Genomic DNA, 22,300 nt, shown 5'->3' on the forward strand with positions numbered 1-22,300 from the left:
GCTTTTACAGCACGTAGCGCGACAAATCTTCGTCTTCGGCTACGTCGTTTAACGCTTTATCGACGTAAGCCGCATCGATTTTCACCGGATGACCCGTGTGATTGCCCGCCGCGAACGACACTTCTTCAAGCAACTTTTCGATCACGGTATAGAGCCGACGCGCACCGATATTCTCGGTCTTCTCGTTCACTGAAAACGCAATCTCAGCCATCCGGCGAATACCGTCCGCGCTGAAATCCAGCTCGACGTCTTCCGTTGCCAGAAGTGCCGTGTACTGCTTCACGAGACTGGCGTCGGTGGTATTCAGAATGGATTCGAAATCCTCCACGGACAGCGAATCCAGCTCGACGCGAATCGGAAAACGCCCTTGCAGTTCGGGGATCAGATCGCTCGGCTTGGCCAGATGGAACGCACCGCTGGCGATAAACAGGATGTGATCGGTCTTGATCATCCCGTATTTCGTATTGATGGTCGTGCCTTCCACGAGCGGCAGCAGGTCGCGCTGCACACCAGCCCGCGATACTTCCGCGCCACCCGTCTCGCTGCGCGAAGCGATCTTGTCGATCTCGTCCAGGAACACAATGCCGTTCTGCTCGACGTTCTGAATGGCCTTGGTCTTGACCTCATCGTCGTTCAGCAGCTTGCCGGCTTCTTCGTCGGTGAGCAGCTTCAGCGCGTCCTTGACCTTCACCTTGCGCTGCGTCTTCTTGCCGCCGCCGATATTCGCGAACATGGAACGGATCTGGTCGGTCATTTCCTCCATGCCCGGCGGCCCCATGATATCCATGGTCGCTTGCGGCGCTTCGATGTCGATCTCCACTTCCTTGTCGTCGAGCAGACCTTCTCGCAGACGCTTGCGGAACGTTTGACGCGTGCTGTTCGCGCTGTCGTCGTGCAACTCGGGCGTGCTGCCGAAACCAGCCGCCGGCCGGGCGCTTGGCAGCAGGATGTCCAGGATCCGGTCCTCGGCGCGATCGATCGCTCGCGAACGTACCTTGCGCATCTCGCTTTCACGCGTCTGCTTGACCGAAATTTCGATCAGGTCACGCACGATGCTGTCCACATCGCGACCCACGTAGCCGACCTCGGTGAACTTCGTTGCTTCGATCTTGATGAACGGTGCGTCGGCGAGTTTCGCGAGACGCCGCGCGATTTCCGTCTTGCCGACGCCGGTCGGTCCGATCATCAGGATGTTCTTCGGGGTGATTTCCTGGCGCAGCGGTTCGGCGACTTGCTGGCGGCGCCACCGGTTGCGCAGCGCCACGGCGACCGCTTTTTTCGCGCGGCCCTGGCCAATGATGTGTTTATCGAGTTCCGAGACGATCTCGGCGGGAGTCATGGTGGTCATCGTTGGTCCTTGTCCTGTGCTCGCGAATACGCGAAAGCGGTGTTACTCGATCGTCTCGATGACGCGATTGTGGTTCGTGTAGATGCACATATCGCCCGCGATTGTCAGTGCCTTTTCGACGATATCGCGCGGCGAGAGTTCGGTGTTTTCGGTGAGGGCCTGCGCCGCGGCCTGCGCATACGCACCGCCCGAACCGATCGCGCAAATGCCGTTTTCCGGATCGAGCACGTCGCCGTTACCCGTGATGACGAGCGTGGTTTGCGCGTCGGCGGCAATCAGCATGGCTTCCAGCCGGCGCAACATGCGGTCCGTGCGCCAGTCCTTCGCGAGCTCGACGGCGGCACGGGTCAGGTTGCCCTGGTGTTTTTCCAGCTTGGCTTCGAAGCGGTCGAGGAGCGAAAACGCGTCGGCCGTGCCGCCCGCGAAACCGACCAGGACCTTGCCGCCATAGATGCGGCGCACTTTCTTAGCACCGCCTTTCATCACGATATTGCCGAGGGTGACCTGGCCGTCGCCACCGAGGGCGACCTTGTCGCCGCGTCGTACGGAGACGATGGTCGTGCCGTGAAACTGTTCCATGTGCATTCCTTTGAAAGCGGAGTGGGCGCGGCGGCCAGTTGACCGGTGTGCCGCCGCGCCGCCGGGGAATCCTTTGGGAGCATGAAGAGCCGGACACGCTGCAGCATTGCGCTCGAACGGACTCTTGTAATGCCCACGCCACGAAAGCGCGTCCAGTTCATTTTAGGGCGCGGCGGAATTTATCAAGGCGCTTCTTGCGGCATCTTGTGCGCGATGGCGTTGTGGACTTGCCCGTTCGTTGGAGCAAGCGCCGCCCGTTGCGAAAACGGCGCGCAAAAACAAAAAGGCACACGATTTTTCGTGTGCCTTTTGTGTTTTCAAGCGCCTTCTAATTTCTTCGAACCAAATCCCGGCCGGCAGGTTTCCCGCCGCAGCCAAGGCCGCAGCGTACGCTGCCGCGGCAGATCAGTCGCCGAACAGCTTCTGGCGCAGTTCGCGTCGTTCCTGCGCTTCGAGCGAGAGCGTCGCCGTCGGGCGCGCGATCAGGCGCGGAATGCCGATAGGCTCGCCCGTTTCCTCGCACCAGCCGTAGTCGCCGGACTCGATACGCGCCAGCGACTGCTGCACTTTCTTCAGCAGCTTGCGTTCGCGGTCGCGCGTGCGCAACTCGAGCGCGTGTTCTTCCTCGATCGTCGCGCGATCAGCCGGATCCGGAACGATAACGGTTTCCCGCAGGTTTTCAGTCGTCTGGCCCGCATTCTTGAGAATGTCGGCCTGCAACTGTTCCAGTCGGACCCTGAAGAACGCGAGTTGATCCTCGTTCATGTAGTCCTTGTCGGCCATCTTCTGGATTTCGTCTTCAGTCAACAATCGTTTCGTCGTCATCTGGCTTGCTTCTTCAATGTGGGGCGATGTCGTTCGCCATCTTCGCGGTCGCTCGCCGCGCTCGCCGCCGCCGTTGTCCGGATTACCCGCACTTCGGCGATACTCGCCAACAATTACTGCATGCACTTACTACGCTAAACGGGCTGCGACTCTCGCGGCGCTGGACGGCGCCACGCGGGGCCGATTTTATCTAGACCGCTGCATCTAGACAGATTCGTCTGTTTCGTCTGGGCTGATTTTCAAGCAATTCGACCGGTGCCCGATGTTCGGAACAACACCTTACCTTTCACTTCCACGCTTTCAGCCGGTTTGCAATACAACGGTGAAATGTTGCTCGCGGCGCCGGCGGGAGCGCTTTTCAGACTCTTTTTAGCCGCACTTGCGCCGGGCTTTGTAGTAAAGGCTCGGCGGTGTACCGGCTTCTCCAGTGGGGCTGTATTGTAACTGAATCGCAAATGCGCACTACACCCAAGCAAAACACTGGCGCGATTCGTTCGTTATCTCAAAAATATAACGCGCTGACGTTTAAAAAGCGATGCTTCTTGGTGGGCGTGAACACATATTGCAACTACGTTCATCGCGAAAAACCACCGCCTCACGAAGGCGCAGCGATTTTAGCCTCGCTTAACGGCCGCAATGGTTGCGCTTCGGGAGAGAAATAGCGAGAACTGTGCCAAAAACGGAGGTTTTGGATTGAGCGGCGGCGCGAAGCCGCCGTGTGAGGGCTTCGCGTTTCGCCGGTTTCTTCGGTTTCTTTAATCTCCTGGATCAGACCAGGCAGGCGGTCAGCCCGTCGATGATCAAATCCTGCGGCAATTCAATCCCAATGAACACCATCTTGCTGTTCTTCTTTTCGATCGGTTGCCATTTCGCGGCAAGATCGCTGCCCATCATCTGATGCACACCCTGGAACACGACCTTGCGATCGACGCCCTTCATATACAGCACGCCCTTGTAGCGCAGCAGGCGTTCGCCGTAGATCTGCAGGATACCGCCGAGGAAATCTTCGAGCCGGTTGGGATCGAAGGCGCGGTCGCTGCGGAATACAAACGACTTGATCTTGTCGTCGTGATGCGCGTGGTGGTGATTCGCGTGGCCATGCTCGTGGTCGTGGCTGTGATCGTGGCCGCAGGTGGCGTGGTCGTGATCGTCGTCGTGCGCATGGTCGTGCCCGGCGTGGTCGTGATCGTGATCGTCTTCCGCCAGGAAATCCGGGTCGATTTCGAGCTTCGAGTTCAGGTTGAAGCCGCGCAGGTCGAAGATTTCCTTGATGTCAGCATCGCCGAAGTTCACGACTTTGATCGCAGCGCGCGGGTTCATGTGAACCAGACGGTGCTTGAGTGCGTCGAGCGTGGCGGCGTCGACCAGATCGGACTTCGTGATGAACAGGCGGTCCGCGAAACCTACCTGGCGCTGTACCACTTCGTGCTCGTCGAGCTGATGGTTGGCGTGCTTTGCATCGACCAGCGTGATGATTGCGTCGAGCAGGAATTCGTCGGCGATGGTGTTGTCCATGAAGAACGTCTGAGCGACCGGGCCAGGATTCGCGAGCCCGGTTGTCTCGATCACCACGCGATCGAAGTTCAGCGTGCCGGCCTTCTTGCGCTCGGCGAGATCTTCAAGCGCCCGCGCGAGGTCGCCGCGAATCGTGCAGCAGATGCAGCCATTGCTCATCTGAATGATCTGCTCGTTCGTTTCCTGAACGAGGATCTCATTGTCGATATTTTCTTCGCCGAACTCGTTCTCGATCACGGCGATCTTCATGCCGTGCTTGTCGTTCAGGATGCGCTTGAGCAACGTGGTTTTGCCGCTGCCTAGAAAGCCGGTCAGGATGGTAACGGGAATCATGATGGTCGCCCTGTTCTTTAAAGTCGAAGGATCGTGCGGCATGTTTTCGAGCTACGAAGCGCGGTCTGAAACGCCTGCGCTACACCCAAAAACATGCGGTCGGTCGATTATTGAAACATATTTGTCAAGCGGACGCTCTGTGCTGCCCTGAATGCGCGCTGTCCGAAGCGCTCAACTATGGGCGATCACGCGATTTGCAACAATAGGCCTTTCAGGTATTCCCCTTCGGGAAACGCGGTTAAAAGCGGGTGATCGACCCCTGCGCCCAGGCGCTTCAGGATACGCGCGTCCACTTTCGCATCGGCCGCGGCGCCTGCCACGATCTTTTGGAACAGATCGGCGTCAATGGCGCCCGAGCACGAGTAGGTAAACAGCAGGCCGCCCGGGCGCAACAGCTTGAATCCGGTCAGGTTGATGTCCTTGTATGCCCGCGCGGCGCGGTCCACGTGTTCCCGCGAAGGCGCGAACTTGGGCGGATCAAGCACGATCAGGTCGAAGCGCTCACCTTCCTCATGCAAGCGGCGCAAGGTCTTGAAGGCATCGGCGTCGAGCCATTCGGCGCGTTGCGGATCGAAACCGTTCGCGATGACATTTTGCCGGGCGAGGGCCAGCGCGTCGCCGGAGGAATCGATCGACACTACGCGTTTTGCACCGCCTTTCAACGCCGCCAGCGAAAAACCGCCGGTATAGCAGAAGCAGTTGAGAACGTCGCGGTCGCCGGCGTATTGGCGCACGAGCGCGCGATTGTCGCGTTGATCGATATAGAAGCCCGTTTTATGACCCCGTTCGACGTCGATGTGATACCGCACGCCGCCTTCGTTCGCGATCAGAGTGGCCGGAGGCGGATCGCCGGCCAGCACGCCGGTGATCTGTTCGAGCCCTTCCTTCTGCCGGATCGACACGTCCGAGCGTTCATACACGTTCGGGCAGCCGGTCGCGCCGATCAGCGCCTGCACGATCGCCTCTTTCCAGTGTTCCACGCCCGTCGCCATGAACTGGCAGACCAACTGGCCACGCTGGCTTTCATCGTCCGCGATGTAGTAATCGACGATCAAGCCCGGCAGCCCGTCCGCCTCCCCGAAAATCAGCCGCGTGGCGCCGGTATCGCGCACCATCGATTGCCGGTGGGCGATCGCCCGTTGTACACGCCGCTTGAAAAACGCGTGATCGATGGGCTCGCTTTCGTCGAAACTCCAGACACGGGCGCGAATCTGCGAGACCGGGCTGTATGACGCGCGTGCCAGAAACCGGCCATCGTGGGCGCGGATCAGCACGGTCGCACCGGGCGCGGGCTTGCCTTCCACATGTTCGATCGCGCTTTCGTAGATCCACGGGTGGCGGCGCGCAAGCGACTTGTCTTTCGCCGGTTTCAGCGTAATGGTGTTCATTCGGGTCTTCGGTGAAAGCGCTGACTGGACAGGGGAAGTGAACGCTGGGGAGGTTTCGGGCCGCGTTTTTGTTGCTGTTTCTGTTTCTATTGGCAGCGAGAGAATCTGGTGGTTACGCCGGTTACGCTCGTTACACGGGGAGTTGGCCACGTTTCCGGGCGCCGCGACGCGTCCGTATCTTGTTGCTTGCAGCCACGTGGCTTAGTCGCGTTTTTTTGCGCGCGGATGCGTCTGGTCATAGACGCGAGCCAGATGCTGGAAATCGAGCGACGTATAAACCTGCGTGGCCGCGATACTCGCGTGGCCGAGCAGTTCCTGCACGGCCCGAAGATCGCCGCTGGATTGCAACACGTGCGTGGCGAACGAATGCCGCAACACATGCGGATGCACATTCGATGGCACGCCGGCCAGCAACGCCACGCGTTTCACCCGATCACGCACCACGTTCGGCGACATCCGGTTGCCGCGCACCGAGAGAAACAGCGCGTGTGGATCGTCTTTCACGAATTGTCCGCGCACTTCAATCCACGCGCGCAGCGCGGTGATCGCCTTGCTGCCCACGGGAACCGACCGCCGCCGGTTTCCCTTGCCGAGCACATTGACTTCGGTGCTGGCGAGGTCGAGCCAGCCGGCAGACAAATATCCTTCGGATTGCACGAAATGCACGTCCAGTCCGACCAGTTCGGCGAGCCGCAAGCCCGACGAATAGAACAGTTCGAGTATGGCGTGGTCCCGCAGCGCTTCCGGCGTGTCGGCCTGGGGCGCTTCCATCAGCGCGTTGGCGTCGTCGACGGAAAGCGCCTTGGGCAGGGACTTCGCGCGTTTCGGCGCGCGCACGGTCGCGACCGGATTGGCTTGCATTTCAACCTGCTCGGCAAGCCATCGATAAAACGCCCGCCAGGCCGATAACCGATGCGCAATTGAGCGCGCCGACAACCCGCCGCCATGAGCGCGCGCTACAGCGCCACGCATGTCGGTGGCGTTCAGCGATTCCAGCGCCCGGCCGTTGGCCAGCTTCTTCAGCTCGTCGAGTTCGTGCGTATAACCGCGCAACGTGTGGTCCGATAATCGCCGCTCGTGCTCGAGCATCGACAGATAGGCGGTTACCGGATCGTCGGTCATGTCAGTGGGGCAGCAAGCGGCTGAGCGCGGCGCTGGCAAGCGTGCCGATTTGCGTAAGAAAGTCAGTGGCCATGCCTTCGTGGAACCGGCGTGGATCGGGCGAACCCATGACCAGCAAGCCGAATACGGGCGCTTCGGGACCGGCGACCGGATCGCGCAGCGCGAGCAGCGCGATGGATTCGGTGGTGTTGGCGGTATCAACGACACCATCCGTTGTAGCCGATGCCACCGAGACCGAACTCGCCGACGTCAGCCACTGGGCGGCCTCAAAGCCGGTATTCGGCCCGCAATACGGCGCGGCCAGGCTGCTCGTGAAGGAACGGACTTCCTCGCTGGTAGTCCGCGCGAACTCGGCTTGCGCGTAGGGCTCTGCGACATCCCACACGCGCAGCGCGGCTTGCGGCACCTCAAAGATTTCGCACAGGCCGGCGGGGATGGTTTTCGGCAGGGCATGCGGATCGCGCTCGGACATGACCCGAATTGTCCATCGATGAAACTTCGCGGCGATGCTGTCGTTCTCATGTCCGTAACGAAGCAATTCGGCCAACCGGCGTTCGATCTGCTTGTTCTTGTCGCGCAGCATCTGCATCTGACGCTCTTGCAGCGACACTGCGGACTTGCCATGCGGATTGGACAGCCGGATCGAGCCCAGCAACTCTGCATGCTCGGCAAAGAAATCCGGATTGGCGATCAGGTAGTCGGCGACTTCACGTTCATTCATGGTATCGGGCAGCATCGGGTTCCTGACGGTCAGTCGGCGTTAGCGAGTTTGGCATCAAGCTCGATCTCGCCTTCGAATACGGTGGCGGCGGGGCCGGCCATGAAGAGCGGGGCCGCGGCATTGTGCGCGCCCTCCCAGGCGATGGTCAGCACGCCGCCGTGAGTCTGGACCTGCACCGGCGAGTCGAGCAGACCGCGCCGGATACCCGCTGCGACCGCCGCGCATGCGCCCGTGCCGCACGCCAGCGTTTCGCCCGCGCCACGTTCGAAAACGCGCAGCTTCACCGCACCACGGTTCACAATCTGCATGAATCCCGCGTTCACCCGATTCGGAAAGCGCGCGTGATGTTCGATCACCGGTCCCTCGGTCAGCACCGGTGCATTTTCAACGTCGGCCACGATCTGTACGGCGTGCGGATTACCCATCGACACCACCGAGACCCAGCGTGTTTCACCTTGTACGTCGAGCGGCCAGAGCGTGTCGTGGCCTTCGGTGCGGCCTTGCAAGCCTTTCGCGTCGAACGGCACCAAAGCAGGTTCGAACTCCGGACGGCCCATGTCCACCACCACGTCGCCGTTCTCCTGCATGGTCAGCACGATCACGCCGTGATGTACTTGTACCCGAACGCTCGTCTTGCTGGTGAGGCCCCGGTCGCGGACAAACTTCACAAAGCAGCGCGCGCCGTTGCCGCAATGCTCCACTTCGCCGCCGTCGCAATTGAAGATGCGGTATTTGAAATCAACGCCTTCAATGTCCGGTTTTTCGACCAGCAGCAACTGATCCGCGCCGACGCCGAAATGCCGGTCCGCGAGCGCGCGCACCTGGGCTCCGTTCAGCGTGAGCGGTTTGGAGTAGCCGTCAAGCACGACAAAGTCGTTGCCCGCGCCGTGCATTTTGGTGAATTCGAGTTTCATGACGCTATTGTAAGTGACGCGCAGCAAGGGCATGCACTAGACCGAATGGGGGATGAGCCCGATCAGGTGTAGCAATCCCGCATTGTTTCCAGGAGACTGGTACTCGCCGGTCAATAAAAGCCCGGCTCGCCCGGCGGTCGCGTCTTGAAGCGCTTGTGTACCCAGTAATACTGCTCGGGCATCAGCCGGACCTGCTCTTCGAGGAATGCGTTCATGCGGCGGGCGTCGGCTGCGTCGTCGCCGGTCGGGTAGTTGTCCCAGGGCTTGAACACCCGCAGCCGGTATCCCTTGTAGTTCGGCAGCACTTCGCCCACGAACGGCATGATTTGCGCATGTCCGGTCTTGGCCAGGCGGCCGACCGCTGTCAGCGTGCACGCCTGGACACCGAAGAACGGCACGAAAGTGGAGTTGCGCATGCCGTAGTCCATGTCGGCTCCAAGCATGACGGGTTTGCGATCCCGCAACCAGCGCAGCACGATCCGCGCGCTGTCGGCGCGACTCGCCATCTCGGCGTCGAAACGGCCGCGCTGCTTCTTGGCTATCTCGTCGAGCGCTTTGTTCGACATCGGCTGATACAGCGATCCGCAGGTCCTGTGCAGCGAGTAGTTGATCCACACCGAAGCCGCCTCGATCGCGACGAAGTGAAAGCCGAGCAACAACGTGGGCGGCATGTCGGGATCGAGGAGATCGACTTCGCTGTCCACCTGGATGAGCTTGGCGAGCTTTTCCGCCGAGCCGAACCATTGCACGCTGCGCTCCACGTAACTGCGGATCGCGTGCCGGAAATGCTTCTGAGCGACCTCTTCCCGGCGCTCGGGTGGCCACTCGGGGAAACACAGGCTGAGATTGATATGCACGATCCGTTTCCTGTGGCTCGGGACTTGATAAAGCAGCCAGCCGAGACCGTCGCCGAAACGTGCAGTGATGCCGTAGGGAATGAGGGCGAGCAGTTTCAGGAAGCCCACCGCGAGCGCGACGCCAATTCGACCTAACATGTGACGCTCCCATGGGTCCGGAAGGTGGGGTTTCGACTTTGCCGGGGAGCGTTCCGGGCATGACGCGGGTGAGGGTATTTCTGGGATGGCAGCAAACGTTCGGCTCTGTGACAAAAGTGAGAAGCCGCTATAATAAAACCTTCGCCGAGTTAATGGACAACTTGCGGGGCGAAGCTGAATAGCGCTTAACGGCGCTATCCGGACCATGTTTTCCGCTAAAGCGTCGCCGCTTCAGACTCCAAACGAAGTCGGCTACGTGAACAACTTACCCGTACTCAAATGGAGTCTGAAGCGTGTCAAACAATTACTTCTTTACCTCTGAATCCGTCTCCGAAGGCCACCCGGACAAGGTAGCCGACCAGATCTCCGACGCCATCCTCGACGCCATCCTGGCGCAGGACAAGTATTCGCGCGTCGCGGCAGAAACCCTTTGCAACACGGGTCTCGTCGTTCTGGCGGGCGAAATCACCACGCAGGCGAACGTCGACTACATCCAGGTCGCGCGTGACACCATCAAGCGTATCGGCTACGACAACACGGAATACGGCATCGACTATCGCGGTTGCGCGGTGCTCGTCGCGTATGACAAGCAGTCGCGGGACATTGCGCAAGGCGTGGACGCCGCCCATGACGACAACCTCGATCAAGGCGCCGGCGACCAAGGGCTGATGTTCGGCTACGCATGCGACGAAACCCCCGAACTGATGCCGCTGCCTATTCACCTGGCGCACCGGCTGGTCGAGCGTCAGGCGAATCTGCGTCGCGACGGCCGTCTGAACTGGCTGCGTCCGGACGCGAAGTCCCAGGTGACCGTGCGTTATGTCGATGGCAAGGCGCACAGCATCGACACCGTCGTGCTGTCCACGCAACATGCGCCGGACATCGAACTGAAGGCGCTGCGTGAAGCCGTGATCGAAGAGATCATCAAGCCGGTCCTGCCGGCCGAGCTGATCAAGGGCGACATCAAGTTCCTGGTCAATCCGACCGGACGTTTCGTGATCGGTGGTCCGCAAGGCGATTGCGGATTGACGGGTCGCAAGATCATCGTCGACACATACGGCGGCGCGGCACCTCATGGCGGCGGCGCGTTCTCGGGCAAGGACCCGTCGAAGGTCGATCGCTCGGCAGCGTATGCGGGCCGTTATGTCGCGAAGAACATTGTCGCGGCAGGGCTGGCTTCGCGTTGCCTGATCCAGGTGTCCTACGCAATCGGCGTGGCGCGCCCGACGTCGGTCATGGTCAACACGTTCGGCACGGGCCGCGTGTCGGATGCAAGGATCCAGGAACTCGTGCTCGAGCATTTTGACCTGCGTCCGAAGGGCATCATCCAGATGCTCGACCTGCTGCGTCCTATCTATGAGAAGTCGGCAGCGTATGGCCACTTCGGCCGTGAAGAGCCGGAATTCTCGTGGGAAGCCACGGACAAGGCGCTCCTGCTGGCGGAAGCCGCCGGTATCGAACCGGTTGCTGAAACGGCCTGAGTTCCCGGTTTGAGTGTGTAAAAAAAGCCCGCTGAGCATCACGCTTAAGCGGGCTTTTTTGTGATGGTGCTGCCGTCGCGACCCTATCCTGGCGATTTCAGCCGCAGGCGCAACGGTCTGCTTCGTCCGAGGCTCACAGCGGCAAAACGGCACACGCATGAAGAAAGCCGGGTCCGGATTTCGGCTTTGCGTTGTCAGGAATAGTTAGCGAGCAACAAACGCAAACCATTCGTCGCTGGTCGAAAGCCTGCGCGGACGGCGGCTTGTCGTATTAATTACACCGGGCGCCAATTTCAATTTCGCCACGGGCGGGCGTAATTGCGCCGGTTTTCGCAATAGCGCTTTAAATGCAGCCTGTCGCGATGCTGCCCTTAATCGCAGATTCGAAAAAAATCCGTGAAACCAGGAGCGAATGCCATCGACAGGATGGGTATTCCTGAATTGTCCTGCGAGCAATTGAGTGCGCGCGGAATGATGGCGTAAGGCCCGGACAACGCTGCGTCCGGCAGGACGTGCAGCGCGGACGGCGGCACGGGTAAGACGATTCGTGAAACGGATATTCATGGATTTCACAGGCTCGGGTTCGCAATGGCTGCAACCCGACATTAGTCGGATCAAAAAAAGCGTTCAACAGTTTGATCGATTGAACACAATAAAAGTTGCGGGCTTGAAGCGCGCACTTATTTAATAGATTTTCATCGAAAGGGATTTTCGATGGGCTCTCTCAATGCACGTCGGCAGGTTATAGAAGAAATGTTACTGCCGGAAGTCGGCATTTTCCCGCACGGGTGTTCGACGGCCGGAAACCCGCGGGATGGAACGCTCGACGGCCCCGGCGATTTACAATCGATGTATTCGCCCTAATTAGCCGGTTTTCTTACAGTCTGATGAAGCCAGCCGGCCAGATGCTTTCCCTGTGAGTCGATATGCCGAATCAATCAAAGTTGGAACAAGTCCGCGCGTTGCGTGAGAACGGCTACGTGGTGGTGCCCGGCCTTGTCACGCCGGAGCGCTGCGAAGTCATGCGCAACGTGGCGCGGCAGCAGTTGGTGGAAGCGGCGGCGCCGGTGGAGTTCGAAGCCGACCTGCAATATCCCGGCGCGCCGAATTCGAAAGACGCGCCCGGCGGCCATACCGTGCGACGCTTGCTCGACGCATACGGTCGCGATCCACGATTCGCTGCCTGGGCCACGTCGCCCGACGTGCGCGGCTGGATGGAGGTGTATTTCGGCGAGACGCCGACGCTTTCCCGCGCGCATCACAACTGCGTGATGACGAAACATCCGGCTTACGGCAGCCTGACCGGCTGGCATCGCGACGTGCGTTACTGGAATTTCGAGCGCGATGACCTGGTGTCGGCGTGGGTTGCGCTGGGTAACGAGACGGTCGAGAACGGCGGGTTGTGGTTCGTGCCGATGTCGCACAAGTTGCCGTTCACGTCCGAACGTTTCGATCAAGCCAAGTTCTTCCGTTCCGACCTGCCCGAGAACGAAGTGCTGATTCGCAGCGCGGTATCGCCGAAATTGAATGCCGGCGACGTCGTGTTCTTCCACTGCAACACGCTGCATTCGGCCGGCAAGAATCTCACCGATCAGGTGAAATTCTCGCTGGTCTACACCTATCGTGGCGCCAGCAACTTGCCGTTGCCGGGAACACGGTCGGCGTCGATGGAAGACGTGCCGCTTATTTGACGCTTGACGCCTGAACGCGTCAGCGCCTGGACGGGATTGCCAGGCCGATCAACCCGGCCAGCATGGCAACCGCGCCGCCCGCGATCAACCAGATCGTCTTGTTTGTCGGCGAGCCGGTGAAGAAGCGCGAGACGTCGTTGCTGAGCGAATGGAACGACTGGCCGCCGAAATACAGCAGCACGACGCCGCCTACGATCAGTGCAATGGAAATCGCCTTGGTCATGAAAATCTCTTCAATGTGCGGGCGGCAAGCTTATTAGGCCTTGGCCGGATCGTCCAGCGCCGCGGCAGCTTGTTGAGGCTCAGGCGGATTGAGGCCCGGCTTGATCTGACGCAGCAAGTCGGCCTGCACGTTCGCGTAATCGGTCCGGTTCGTCCAGACGGCGACGTTCAGTTTCACGCCGGTATCGGTGTAGTCGGAGACGGCGATCCACGGTTTGGTCGTGTCGTCGTTGATGATGCGCGGGTCGGTTCCCACAATCCGATGTATCGACGCCAGCGATTCCTCGATATTTTGATCTTCCGGGATGATCACGTTCAGCACCACGCGGCGGCGGTCGTTCGCGGTGAAATTGGTGACCGGGTTCGCCCAGATCGAGCTGTTCGGCACGAACATGATGATGCCGTCGCTTTTGGTCAGACGGGTGGTGAACAGGCCGATTTCGTTCACGGTCCCGGCGGTCGTGCCGGCGCCTTCAATGTAGTCGCCGACCTTGAACGGCCGCAGCAGCAACAGCATCAAACCGGCTGCAATGTTCTGCAACGTGCCCTGCAATGCGAGGCCGATAGCCAGTCCGGCCGCGCCAAGCACGGTCAGGATGCTGGCCGCCGCGACGCCGAATTTGCCCAGCGCCGCAACAATGGCGACCACCCGTATCGCCCATTGCACCAGGCTTGCCATGACGGGCGTGAACGTGGCGTCCGCGTTCGTGCGGCCGAGCGCACGTTTCACCGCACTCGCCACACGGTTCGATACCCACCAGCCAACCAGCAAAATCAGTACAGCCATCAGTACGTTGAATCCGTACGTTACGCCTGCCGTCAGTAAGAAATCGTAGGCAGGGCGTAGTTTGTCCAGCGGGTCCATGAAACTTCTCCTCATTCGAATGAACAGGGTTGGGCTGGGTCCGCCCCCTAATCGTTCCCCATGCTGGCCATTTGGTCAGGTCCCGAATATCGGGATAGCCTTGAAGTCTTTCAGGTCAAGCCTGACGCGAATCCGCGCGATTCGCTAACATGACGGACTCAGTGCACGTCAGACGACATGTCCCGCGCGATTGTTGCTTGTCTGTGCTTACACACCCCATTGTCCCTTCACCAATTCGAGGATTCCGTCATGGCTTACGAAGCAGCTTCCGAACGCTATTCGGAGATGGCCTACCGCACCTGCGGCAAGAGCGGCCTGAAGTTGCCGGCGTTGTCGCTGGGTCTTTGGCACAACTTCGGCGACACCACGCCGATCTCCACGCAGCGCGACATCCTGCGCACCGCGTTCGATCTCGGCATTACGCACTTCGATCTCGCGAACAACTACGGCCCGCCGTATGGCAGCGCAGAGACGAATTTCGGGCGTCTGTTCAAAGATGATTTCAAGCCCTACCGCGACGAATTGCTGATTTCGTCGAAGGCGGGGTGGGACATGTGGCCAGGGCCGTACGGCCAGGGCGGCGGATCGCGGAAATACGTGCTGGCGTCACTGGACCAGAGCCTGCAGCGCATGGGCCTGGATTACGTGGACATTTTCTATTCGCATCGTTTCGATGCCGACACGCCGCTCGAAGAAACCGCCGGTGCGCTCGCGACCGCCGTGCATTCGGGCAAGGCGCTGTACGTGGGGATTTCGTCGTATTCGTCGGCTAAAACGCGCGAGATGGCGAAGTTGCTGGCCGAGCATAAAGTGCCGCTGCTGATTCATCAGCCGTCGTACAACATGCTGAACCGCTGGATCGAGGAAGATCTGCTCGATACACTTGACGACGTGGGGGCGGGCAGTATCGCGTTCACGCCGCTGGCGCAAGGGCTGCTGACGGGCAAATACCTGAACGGCATTCCCGCCGACGCACGGGTCAACAAGCCGGGCGGCGGGTCGCTGAAGCAGGAGCATTTGAGCGAGAAGAATATCGACCATGTGCGCAAGCTCAACGAACTCGCCCAACGGCGCGGTCAAAGCCTCGCGCAAATGGCGCTGGCGTGGGCGTTGCGCGGCGGACGCGTGACGTCGGTGCTGATCGGCGCGAGCCGTCCGGAACAAGTGACGGAGAACGTCGGCGCATTGAAGAACCTGGAGTTTTCGACGGAAGAACTCGCCGAAATCGATCAGCACGCGACCGAAGGCGGGATCAACCTGTGGGAAAAGCCATCGACGGATCAGCGGGTCTGAATCCGCACCGATGAGCATAAGGGGCGCGGTTATCGCTGCGTTCCCTGACGCTTGATCGAAGCCGCAACGTTGCTTCGATACTGACGGCCGGCGCGGCGTTGGCTGCAACGTCAAGGTGAACACCGGCTGGCAATGCCGGTGCCGACTGTCTTTCCGCCTCGCAAAAAACCAGCCTGACGGCAGCAGGGCCTTTGCCTTGCTGCCCGCACGGGTTGTTATCATGCGGACTCCGGAACGCTTGCTTCGTCTTCGTTTGCGATCAAGTTCGTTGTCCGACTTTTATGCCCTAAGCGTGGCGTCCGGACGAGCCGGCGGCGGCTGGTCATTCCTGTGCCGCGTGTCGAAAGAGCGCGCTCCGAACCCAGAAATCGCGTGTGCGGTAAAATAACCGATTACGCGTGAGGCAAGCGGGGAATGCGGGACATTCGCTCCAAACGCGCGGGTCTTTGCCGTTATCGGCCTGGTTCTCGCATGTCGCCGGAAATTCCGCTTTAGCATCACGCATTGCTTTCGTCGCGCCTTCGAGGTGTTGTCGCCGGAATCGAGCCTGAGTTAGCCAACAACGGCCGCCGGAACGCACTGCTGCGCCGCCCTGATTCCGCACTATCCATGAAGCCATGAGCAACCTTAATCCTCAAACCGTTCTAAGCGTCCATCACTGGACCGACACGCTGTTCAGCTTCACTTGCACGCGCGATTCCGCGTTCCGTTTCGAAAACGGCCAGTTCACCATGGTCGGCCTGGAAGTCGATGGCAAGCCGCTGCTCCGCGCTTATAGCCTGGCGAGCGCGAATTACGAAGAGCACCTCGAATTTCTCAGCATCAAGGTACAGGACGGTCCGCTGACATCGCGTCTTCAGCATTTGAAGGTCGGCGATCCGGTGTTGATCGGCAAGAAGCCGGTGGGTACGCTCATCGCCGACAATCTGCTGCCCGGCAAGACGCTGTGGCTGTTGTCGACGGGCACGGGTCTGGCGCCGTTCATGTCGATCATCAAGGACCCGGACGTCTACGATCGTTTCGACAAGATCGTGCTCACGCACACCTGCCGTTTCGTCGATGAACTCGCGTACAAGGATTTCATCACTGATCACCTTCCGGCGCACGAGCATCTGGGCGAGCTGATCCAGGAAAAGCTGGTGTATTACCCGACGGTGACTCGCGAAGAGTTTGCCAATCGCGGCCGGATCACGGACCTGATCGAAACGAAGAAGCTGTTCGCCGATCTGGACGTGGCGCCCTTCTCCGTGGAAAACGATCGCGTCATGCTTTGCGGCAGCCCGCACATGCTGCGCGACACGCGTCAGATTCTCGATGAAATGGGCTTCCAGGAAGGCAGCAACAATCATCCGGGACATTACGTGGTGGAGAAGGCCTTCGTCGGCTGAACCTGGCGTTGCTGGAATGCTGGAAAACAAAAACCGAAGCCCTTGTGCTTCGGTTTTTTCATTTGGGCGGTCGATCAACCAATCGCGATATGCAATTCCGTGTTGCGACAAGATGCCCTAAAAAGTGGCTTTTACTATTGATTCAGCTTACAAAAGCTAACTTCAGCTCAAATCAGCGCTGATACGCAATTTTCAAACGTTTTTGGAAAAACTGCGCTGACGCCGGGAAGTCAAAAATCAATTGTGCGCAACGTTTTGCGACGCTTAGCTTCCTCAATCCGATAAAATCGCGGGTTTTCCAATCGATTTAGCGCAACGCGCTCGAGGTTTGAGGAGTCATCGTTCATGTCCCTGTTCCGTAAGAAAAGCATCGAGCACATGCTCGCCGGCGCGCAACGCGCCGGACTCAAAAAAACGCTGGGGGCGCTCGATCTGACGTTTCTGGGTGTCGGCGCGATTATCGGCACGGGAATTTTCGTGCTCACCGGGACCGGTGCGGTGCAAGCCGGTCCGGCGCTGATGGTGTCGTTCATTTTCGCGGCCATTGCGTGCGCTCTCGCGGCGCTCGCGTACGCGGAATTCGCATCGACAATTCCCGTCGCCGGGTCGATCTATACCTATTCGTATGCCACGCTCGGCGAATTGGCCGCGTGGGTCATCGGCTGGGACCTGATGCTGGAATACGGGCTGGCGACCTCCGCCGTGTCGGTCGGCTGGTCGGGTTATCTGCAGTCGCTGCTGTCGGGCTTCGGCATTGGGTTGCCGACCGTGCTCACAGCCGCGCCGGGCGCCGTGCCCGGGCATCTCACCCTGTTCAACTTGCCCGCGTTTCTCGTCATGATGGTGATCACGGCGTTGCTGTCGATCGGTATCAAGGAGTCGGCGCGCGTGAACAACGTGATGGTCGCGATCAAGGTCGCGGTCGTGGTGATGGTGATCGGTGTTGGCGTGTTCCACGTTACGCCGGCTAACTGGCATCCGTTCATGCCCAACGGCTGGAACGGCGTGTTCGGCGCGGCGGCCGTGATGTTCTTTGCGTTTATCGGCTTCGACTCGGTGTCGTCGGCGGCAGAAGAGGTGAAGAATCCGAAACGCGATTTGCCGATCGGCATTATTTCGTCGCTGGCCGTGTGTGCCGTGCTTTATGTGGCAGTGGCCGCCGTGGTGACCGGCATTGTCCCGGCGGCGCAGTTCGCCAATGTCTCGCATCCGGTGTCGTACGCGCTGCAGGTCGTGGGGCAGACGTGGGTGGCGGGTTTCATCGATCTGGGCGCGGTGCTCGGCATGCTGACCGTGATTCTGGTGATGAGCTACGGCCAGACACGCATCATCTACGCGATGTCCCGCGATGGCTTGCTGCCCGCGCGTCTGTCGACGGTGCATCCGAAATTCGGCACGCCGTTCTTTACGACGTGGCTCGTGGGTCTGTTCTTCGGGTTGATCGGTGCGCTCGTGCCGCTCAACGTGCTGGCGGAGCTGATCAATATCGGTACGCTGGCCGCGTTTTCGATGGTGTCTATCGCGGTGCTGATTTTGCGTCGCACGCATCCTGATCTGCCGCGTGCGTTCCGTTGCCCGGGCGTGCCGGTCGTGCCGGTGCTGGCGGTCGCGTCTTGTCTGTTCCTGATGCTGAACCTGAAGGCCGTGACGTGGATTGCTTTCGTGGTGTGGCTGGCAATCGGGCTGGCAATCTATTTCGGCTATTCGCGCTCGCATTCGAAACTGGGGCGCGGAGTGGAGTGAATTTCACTTAGCCAGGGTGCGACTGCTGAACGCGCGGTCTCAAAGCAGAAAAAGCCGTTTCGACATAAGTTGAAACGGCTTTTGCACAATTGTAATTGATTGCAGAGAATCCACGGTAGTGGACAGTGATATTAGGATGACAAAGAGTCACTCCTTCCAAGGTAAGCAGCGACGACTCGATAACAGTCTAGAGGTTACAAGTTCGTACTGCTAGCCAACCTACGCAGACACTTTCTTGCCTCGCTTACGAGCCGAGGCGATACATGGCTGTTGGAACTATTAAAGGCGATACGACATCGAAAGTCCGACTTGAACTTCGACACCTGAAAGCATTCGCCCACGATAGTGATCCCCTCAACTCCTTGACTGATGACAGCGTCAAGTCATGCAGTTTGCGGTTTCCACGAGATTGCCATAGGACGCCCCAAAAAAATCGGAGCAAGCCGGGTTAATCGTTAGTCAAATTCCATGGTGGCTGGGCAATAACTCTCAGTTGTGACTACCGCTTGCTGGCCCAAGACTTCGTACACACAGCGGTAGGCGGATTTGCCCGTAACTGTGGTGACGAACTCAGCATTTTTCAAAATCCCCAAAACGCCAGCATTAGCGGTCGTCGATACAACGACGACCGCTCCGACGATAAGCGCTGCGATTTCCTTCTTCATATTTTTCCTTTGAACACGTGAAAAAATAAGCTATGTCACTAGCGATATGAACGCCAATCGGACATTTCCGAAATCGACTTGAACAAAACGCGCTATCCAGGGCGATTGCACTAAAAGTTAAATTTCTATTCACCATGCCAGCCGAGGAGTTGAGCGAGATAGCGGTCGTTCGCACACGCTTTCAGACGGCGAATCTTCAGTCCGACCTTGGATGTCGTATCGCGCTTGAGCAAGTTCATCACGATGCGCCGAAGGACAGCGAAGTTCTGCGCGGCGTTGTCCACCCGTATGCGGCACTGATCTTCGCCAAAGGCCATGTCCAATACCCAATGCATCGAGTTTTCTATGCGCCAGTGGGAACGTACGGCCTGAGCGATCGTGAGTGCGTTAGGCGGGAGGCTGCTGATGTAATAACGGCGCTCGGTTGAAACGGCACCGTTGATCTCACGCGTGGCCTCGACCATCGCCACTGAACGCAGCTTCGGCCAGCGAGACAGGGCGTCCAGTGCGCAGGGCGTGTACGACAGCGCCACGCAGCGGCGTGTTTCGATGCGCCCGTGATCCTTGCCAATCTCCACATGTTCGTCGCACTCGTAGGCACCCGGCCAGCGCTCCAATGCTGCAAAGGCCTCATGGACCCGGTCCTTGAGTTTGCCCTGGTTTCCCTTGACGGCCAGCACGTAGTCAGCCTCGCCGTCCACGATCTTCTGCGCAATACGCTGCTGACACCCCATGGCATCGATGGTGACAATCGCACCCTTAAGCAGCAGGGCATCGAGCAGTTCCGGAATCGCCGTGATTTCGTTACTTTTGTCGGCCGTGCGGACCTGCCCGAGAACTACGCCCAGTCCACAACCGTATGCCGAGACCAGGTGAATCGCACGCTCACCTGCCCGATGCGAGCCACGCACGGTCTTGCCGTCGATCGCCACGACCTGATCGACAAGCGCCGGACACAGGTGGCTCATCCAGCGGATAAAACATGCTTCGAATTGCTTGGAATTAAGCGACGCAAACACCCGCCCGAAGGTGTCGTGAGAGGCAATGCCGTGCTCCAGCGGCACATAGCGGCGCAGCCAGTCCAGTTTTTCTGTGCCCCAAGTCTGGATCGCGACCCAGCTGTCTGCCCCGCTGAGGATCGCACACACCGCAACCATAAGCATCCCGCTCAGATCGTGAGCCGGCGTGCGCCTGCGAGGGTCTTTCAAATCACCAAACGCATCTTCAATACTCAGTGCTTCATCGTGCATCGTTTCGACCTGAAAAAGACGAAAGTAAACGCCTTTCCCGTCGAGTTAACAACCATCTTTTTCTAACACGTTGATTGTTAACGAGGCTTCATGCAATTGCCCTGTCATTCGTGCTTTCTGATAACGATTTTAGGATTTTTCTGATTCACTAGCGAAGACAGATCCCGCTAAAACTCATGGTTCCAATCCAATAAATAAGGGCAAAGAACCTGTGAGACGAAACTACCTCAAAGTCGGCGACGTAGCGACCAACGGTGCAACCATCATCGAAGGTATCGATAAGGTCAAATTCGGGGGCGTGTACCTCACTTATCTCTACGCGAAGGTCCGTTGTCCCGTATGCAATACCATCGGCGTCGTCGTTCCATGGGGTCCACGCCGTCCCGGAAAATGGATGGGTAAGGAGCCAGCCTTAGATAACGATCTCTGCGCTTGTCAATGCGATCCCAGACCGCATTTGATCTCGTCACAGAGCGGCATGTTTATGTCGTTCGAGTCTCACGAGTTAGCTGCAATGGGTTTTTCGCCAATGGGCAAGCCGCTCCCAAAATCTCCTTTGCCTGCAGGACTGGGGGAACGCAATCTATCTGAATTGACCGACAGTAATCCAGCCCCCGGCCCTGGCAGCCAACCTACAACCGATTGTTCATATCTCGATGGTTCAAAGAGTCGTATCGATGCACCAGCGGGCTTTTACGTCTCGCGAAACGCCGTCAGCTTGTCTCCTGCAAAGCTAACCCAAGCTGACTTCCCGGCGGGCGGTGAAGCAGCCGCAATGCAATATGACGCGAAGGTCGATGGTAAGCAGATCCCGATCTTCGTACCGACTCGCCCGCCCGGGGATGGCTCGCCGATGATCGGAGAGCGCCAACTCGCGAAAGCGCTGGAGAAGTTGCCATCGCAGAACTTGGAAAATATCGGTCAAATCACGACCAATGCGAGTCCAAATCCGGAAGACGCGATCTGGCAACGCGATTATGGGCAACCAGACTTCTCATCGGCCGCGACCGCCAGCATCAAACAAGGCGTCGCGTTTTATCCGTGGGCCGCGTGGAAGGGACAAGGCGAAATCCCGCAGCGATACATTGACAGCACGATGCTCCATGAGACAGGACATCAGGTAAGTGAGGCACTTTGGAAGGATCCTGCAATGAAGCAACGTTTTGAGGATGCGATTTCTAGCGACGGACAGACGCCGTCGCAATATGCGGGACGGAACGCGAACGAAGACTTTGCCGAATCGGGAAATATGTATTGGTCGAGCAAAGGGACACCGTGCGCGGCAGAGGGACGGAAGCGGTATCCGGCCAGATTTGCCTACTTCGATTCACTTACCAAATGACGAAACTGCTTGGGTTATCTACTGCCATAGCGACATCGATCGCGCTCGCCACTGGATGCTCGACACAAACAGAAAGAAAAATAATGCCAAAAGATTTTTCGTTGGAAGGGTTTCAACCGGCAAGTTTGCCGCACCCCGGCACCATCACATTTATCGAGTCGTGGAACGACGTTCCTAAGCGAAAAAGCGCTGACGAATATCCCGACTCGTTCAGATTTCTTTGCCTGGACGAGAACGAGAAGGAAGTGTCCCGTGACAAAGCGAAGTGGTGCATCCCAATAGTGGAGTTCGATGTTTTTTCTGTGGATGACAACGGAAAATCAGTTCCTTTCAAAGAGGGGTCCTCCATTTCGATAACGGCGTATGGACCCGGCCATCGATTTGTCCGTTCTCTGTCGACCGCACCGCGTCCCCCATCGCCCGCGGCCCCCGCTCCGAAGCCCGGCGCAGGAAGTGCTGTGCCGCAAGGGGGCCCTGGCGGCGCTTCACGAACCGCTTCGTCGTCGAGTGCCACTTCGCTGAAATCAGCCCAATCGGCTTCCCAGTCCTTCGGCACCATGCTGGACAAAACGCAGATGACATTTTGGGAAAGGCTCAAAAGGACAATTCGCGACATTTAA

At 58.9% G+C, this 22,300-nt stretch carries 20 protein-coding genes; 7 read left to right on the forward strand and 13 right to left on the reverse strand.

Going from position 1 to position 22,300, the window contains the following annotated elements:
- Positions 1 to 4 precede the first annotated feature (4 nt).
- From hslU to ACSQ36_RS00370, 9 genes are all read right to left on the reverse strand, one after another.
- Positions 5 to 1,348: an ATP-dependent protease ATPase subunit HslU gene (hslU, locus tag ACSQ36_RS00330; protein ID WP_436180535.1), complete on the reverse strand. Its 1,344-nt coding sequence runs from the start codon at positions 1,346 to 1,348 to the stop codon at positions 5 to 7.
- A 42-nt stretch (positions 1,349 to 1,390) separates the two neighbouring features.
- Positions 1,391 to 1,927 (reverse strand): ATP-dependent protease subunit HslV, encoded by a 537-nt coding sequence (gene hslV, locus ACSQ36_RS00335; protein ID WP_089166516.1) that lies wholly within the window; start codon positions 1,925 to 1,927, stop codon positions 1,391 to 1,393.
- Positions 1,928 to 2,332: 405 nt separating this feature from the next.
- Complete coding sequence (dksA, locus tag ACSQ36_RS00340; RefSeq protein WP_089166517.1) at positions 2,333 to 2,752, reverse strand: RNA polymerase-binding protein DksA; 420 nt, start codon at positions 2,750 to 2,752, stop codon at positions 2,333 to 2,335.
- Between the two features lie 768 nt (positions 2,753 to 3,520).
- Entirely contained in the window at positions 3,521 to 4,600 is a 1,080-nt protein-coding gene (locus tag ACSQ36_RS00345) for a CobW family GTP-binding protein (RefSeq protein WP_436180536.1), read from the reverse strand.
- A 185-nt stretch (positions 4,601 to 4,785) separates the two neighbouring features.
- Positions 4,786 to 5,988, reverse strand: coding sequence for a class I SAM-dependent rRNA methyltransferase (locus ACSQ36_RS00350; RefSeq protein ID WP_436180537.1), 1,203 nt, complete (start codon positions 5,986 to 5,988; stop codon positions 4,786 to 4,788).
- 201 nt (positions 5,989 to 6,189) lie between these two features.
- Positions 6,190 to 7,110: a tyrosine recombinase XerC gene (gene xerC, locus ACSQ36_RS00355; RefSeq protein ID WP_436180538.1), complete on the reverse strand. Its 921-nt coding sequence runs from the start codon at positions 7,108 to 7,110 to the stop codon at positions 6,190 to 6,192.
- A 1-nt stretch (position 7,111) separates the two neighbouring features.
- A complete protein-coding gene (locus tag ACSQ36_RS00360) occupies positions 7,112 to 7,831 on the reverse strand; it encodes a DUF484 family protein (protein ID WP_213768939.1) in 720 nt (239 codons plus the stop codon).
- 29 nt (positions 7,832 to 7,860) lie between these two features.
- Positions 7,861 to 8,745: a diaminopimelate epimerase gene (gene dapF, locus ACSQ36_RS00365; RefSeq protein ID WP_436180539.1), complete on the reverse strand. Its 885-nt coding sequence runs from the start codon at positions 8,743 to 8,745 to the stop codon at positions 7,861 to 7,863.
- 110 nt (positions 8,746 to 8,855) lie between these two features.
- Positions 8,856 to 9,740 (reverse strand): lipid A biosynthesis lauroyl acyltransferase, encoded by an 885-nt coding sequence (locus tag ACSQ36_RS00370; protein WP_436180540.1) that lies wholly within the window; start codon positions 9,738 to 9,740, stop codon positions 8,856 to 8,858.
- 293 nt (positions 9,741 to 10,033) lie between these two features.
- On the opposite strand from ACSQ36_RS00370, the gene metK reads away from it, so the two are divergent.
- Together metK and ACSQ36_RS00380 are read left to right on the forward strand one after the other, a co-directional pair.
- A complete protein-coding gene (gene metK / locus ACSQ36_RS00375) occupies positions 10,034 to 11,221 on the forward strand; it encodes a methionine adenosyltransferase (RefSeq protein ID WP_213768932.1) in 1,188 nt (395 codons plus the stop codon).
- Positions 11,222 to 12,147: 926 nt separating this feature from the next.
- Positions 12,148 to 12,912, forward strand: coding sequence for a phytanoyl-CoA dioxygenase family protein (locus ACSQ36_RS00380; protein WP_436180541.1), 765 nt, complete (start codon positions 12,148 to 12,150; stop codon positions 12,910 to 12,912).
- Between the two features lie 19 nt (positions 12,913 to 12,931).
- Here the strand turns inward: ACSQ36_RS00380 and ACSQ36_RS00385 are convergent, their stop codons facing one another.
- Both ACSQ36_RS00385 and ACSQ36_RS00390 read right to left on the reverse strand, forming a co-directional pair.
- On the reverse strand, positions 12,932 to 13,135 hold the full coding sequence (locus ACSQ36_RS00385; protein WP_213768934.1) for a DUF3185 family protein: 204 nt from the start codon (positions 13,133 to 13,135) through the stop codon (positions 12,932 to 12,934).
- A gap of 33 nt (positions 13,136 to 13,168) precedes the next feature.
- Entirely contained in the window at positions 13,169 to 13,999 is an 831-nt protein-coding gene (locus tag ACSQ36_RS00390; protein ID WP_436180542.1) for a mechanosensitive ion channel family protein, read from the reverse strand.
- Between the two features lie 249 nt (positions 14,000 to 14,248).
- Here ACSQ36_RS00390 and mgrA point away from each other — a divergent pair, with 249 nt between their 5' ends.
- The 3 genes from mgrA (at position 14,249) to ACSQ36_RS00405 (ending at position 18,423) form a co-directional block, all read left to right on the forward strand.
- A complete protein-coding gene (gene mgrA, locus ACSQ36_RS00395) occupies positions 14,249 to 15,292 on the forward strand; it encodes an L-glyceraldehyde 3-phosphate reductase (protein ID WP_436180543.1) in 1,044 nt (347 codons plus the stop codon).
- A 617-nt stretch (positions 15,293 to 15,909) separates the two neighbouring features.
- The gene (locus tag ACSQ36_RS00400) at positions 15,910 to 16,680 is read left to right on the forward strand and encodes a ferredoxin--NADP reductase (protein WP_213768937.1); all 771 of its coding nucleotides are present in this window, start codon (positions 15,910 to 15,912) and stop codon (positions 16,678 to 16,680) included.
- 345 nt (positions 16,681 to 17,025) lie between these two features.
- A complete protein-coding gene (locus tag ACSQ36_RS00405) occupies positions 17,026 to 18,423 on the forward strand; it encodes an amino acid permease (RefSeq protein WP_436180544.1) in 1,398 nt (465 codons plus the stop codon).
- Positions 18,424 to 18,878: 455 nt separating this feature from the next.
- On the opposite strand, the gene ACSQ36_RS00410 is transcribed toward ACSQ36_RS00405, so the two are convergent.
- Both ACSQ36_RS00410 and ACSQ36_RS00415 read right to left on the reverse strand, forming a co-directional pair.
- The gene (locus ACSQ36_RS00410) at positions 18,879 to 19,088 is read right to left on the reverse strand and encodes a hypothetical protein (RefSeq protein ID WP_436180545.1); all 210 of its coding nucleotides are present in this window, start codon (positions 19,086 to 19,088) and stop codon (positions 18,879 to 18,881) included.
- A 125-nt stretch (positions 19,089 to 19,213) separates the two neighbouring features.
- Positions 19,214 to 20,338, reverse strand: coding sequence for an ISAs1 family transposase (locus ACSQ36_RS00415; protein ID WP_436180546.1), 1,125 nt, complete (start codon positions 20,336 to 20,338; stop codon positions 19,214 to 19,216).
- Between the two features lie 211 nt (positions 20,339 to 20,549).
- Between ACSQ36_RS00415 and ACSQ36_RS00420 the strand changes: the two genes are divergently transcribed.
- Both ACSQ36_RS00420 and ACSQ36_RS00425 read left to right on the forward strand, forming a co-directional pair.
- On the forward strand, positions 20,550 to 21,680 hold the full coding sequence (locus ACSQ36_RS00420) for a PAAR domain-containing protein (RefSeq protein ID WP_436180547.1): 1,131 nt from the start codon (positions 20,550 to 20,552) through the stop codon (positions 21,678 to 21,680).
- Complete coding sequence (locus ACSQ36_RS00425) at positions 21,677 to 22,300, forward strand: hypothetical protein (protein WP_436180548.1); 624 nt, start codon at positions 21,677 to 21,679, stop codon at positions 22,298 to 22,300. Before ACSQ36_RS00420 ends, ACSQ36_RS00425 begins: the two co-directional genes overlap by 4 nt.

It is taken from the genome of Caballeronia sp. LjRoot34 (assembly GCF_964253815.1).
In the GTDB taxonomy this organism is placed as follows: Bacteria; Pseudomonadota; Gammaproteobacteria; order Burkholderiales; family Burkholderiaceae; genus Caballeronia.

Bases quoted from the DNA above. Each gene is read 5' to 3' on its own strand.
- ACSQ36_RS00390 (WP_436180542.1), bottom strand. From the start codon at position 13,999: ATGGACCCGCTGGACAAACTACGCCCTGCCTACGATTTCTTACTGACG.
- hslU (WP_436180535.1), bottom strand. From the start codon at position 1,348: ATGACCACCATGACTCCCGCCGAGATCGTCTCGGAACTCGATAAACAC.
- ACSQ36_RS00425 (WP_436180548.1), top strand. From the start codon at position 21,677: ATGACGAAACTGCTTGGGTTATCTACTGCCATAGCGACATCGATCGCG.
- xerC (WP_436180538.1), bottom strand. From the start codon at position 7,110: ATGACCGACGATCCGGTAACCGCCTATCTGTCGATGCTCGAGCACGAG.
- ACSQ36_RS00360 (WP_213768939.1), bottom strand. From the start codon at position 7,831: ATGAATGAACGTGAAGTCGCCGACTACCTGATCGCCAATCCGGATTTC.
- ACSQ36_RS00350 (WP_436180537.1), bottom strand. From the start codon at position 5,988: ATGAACACCATTACGCTGAAACCGGCGAAAGACAAGTCGCTTGCGCGC.
- hslV (WP_089166516.1), bottom strand. From the start codon at position 1,927: ATGGAACAGTTTCACGGCACGACCATCGTCTCCGTACGACGCGGCGAC.
- mgrA (WP_436180543.1), top strand. From the start codon at position 14,249: ATGGCTTACGAAGCAGCTTCCGAACGCTATTCGGAGATGGCCTACCGC.
- dksA (WP_089166517.1), bottom strand. From the start codon at position 2,752: ATGACGACGAAACGATTGTTGACTGAAGACGAAATCCAGAAGATGGCC.
- ACSQ36_RS00410 (WP_436180545.1), bottom strand. From the start codon at position 19,088: ATGAAGAAGGAAATCGCAGCGCTTATCGTCGGAGCGGTCGTCGTTGTA.
- ACSQ36_RS00400 (WP_213768937.1), top strand. From the start codon at position 15,910: ATGAGCAACCTTAATCCTCAAACCGTTCTAAGCGTCCATCACTGGACC.
- ACSQ36_RS00380 (WP_436180541.1), top strand. From the start codon at position 12,148: ATGCCGAATCAATCAAAGTTGGAACAAGTCCGCGCGTTGCGTGAGAAC.
- ACSQ36_RS00405 (WP_436180544.1), top strand. From the start codon at position 17,026: ATGTCCCTGTTCCGTAAGAAAAGCATCGAGCACATGCTCGCCGGCGCG.
- ACSQ36_RS00385 (WP_213768934.1), bottom strand. From the start codon at position 13,135: ATGACCAAGGCGATTTCCATTGCACTGATCGTAGGCGGCGTCGTGCTG.
- ACSQ36_RS00370 (WP_436180540.1), bottom strand. From the start codon at position 9,740: ATGTTAGGTCGAATTGGCGTCGCGCTCGCGGTGGGCTTCCTGAAACTG.
- ACSQ36_RS00415 (WP_436180546.1), bottom strand. From the start codon at position 20,338: ATGCACGATGAAGCACTGAGTATTGAAGATGCGTTTGGTGATTTGAAA.
- dapF (WP_436180539.1), bottom strand. From the start codon at position 8,745: ATGAAACTCGAATTCACCAAAATGCACGGCGCGGGCAACGACTTTGTC.
- ACSQ36_RS00345 (WP_436180536.1), bottom strand. From the start codon at position 4,600: ATGATTCCCGTTACCATCCTGACCGGCTTTCTAGGCAGCGGCAAAACC.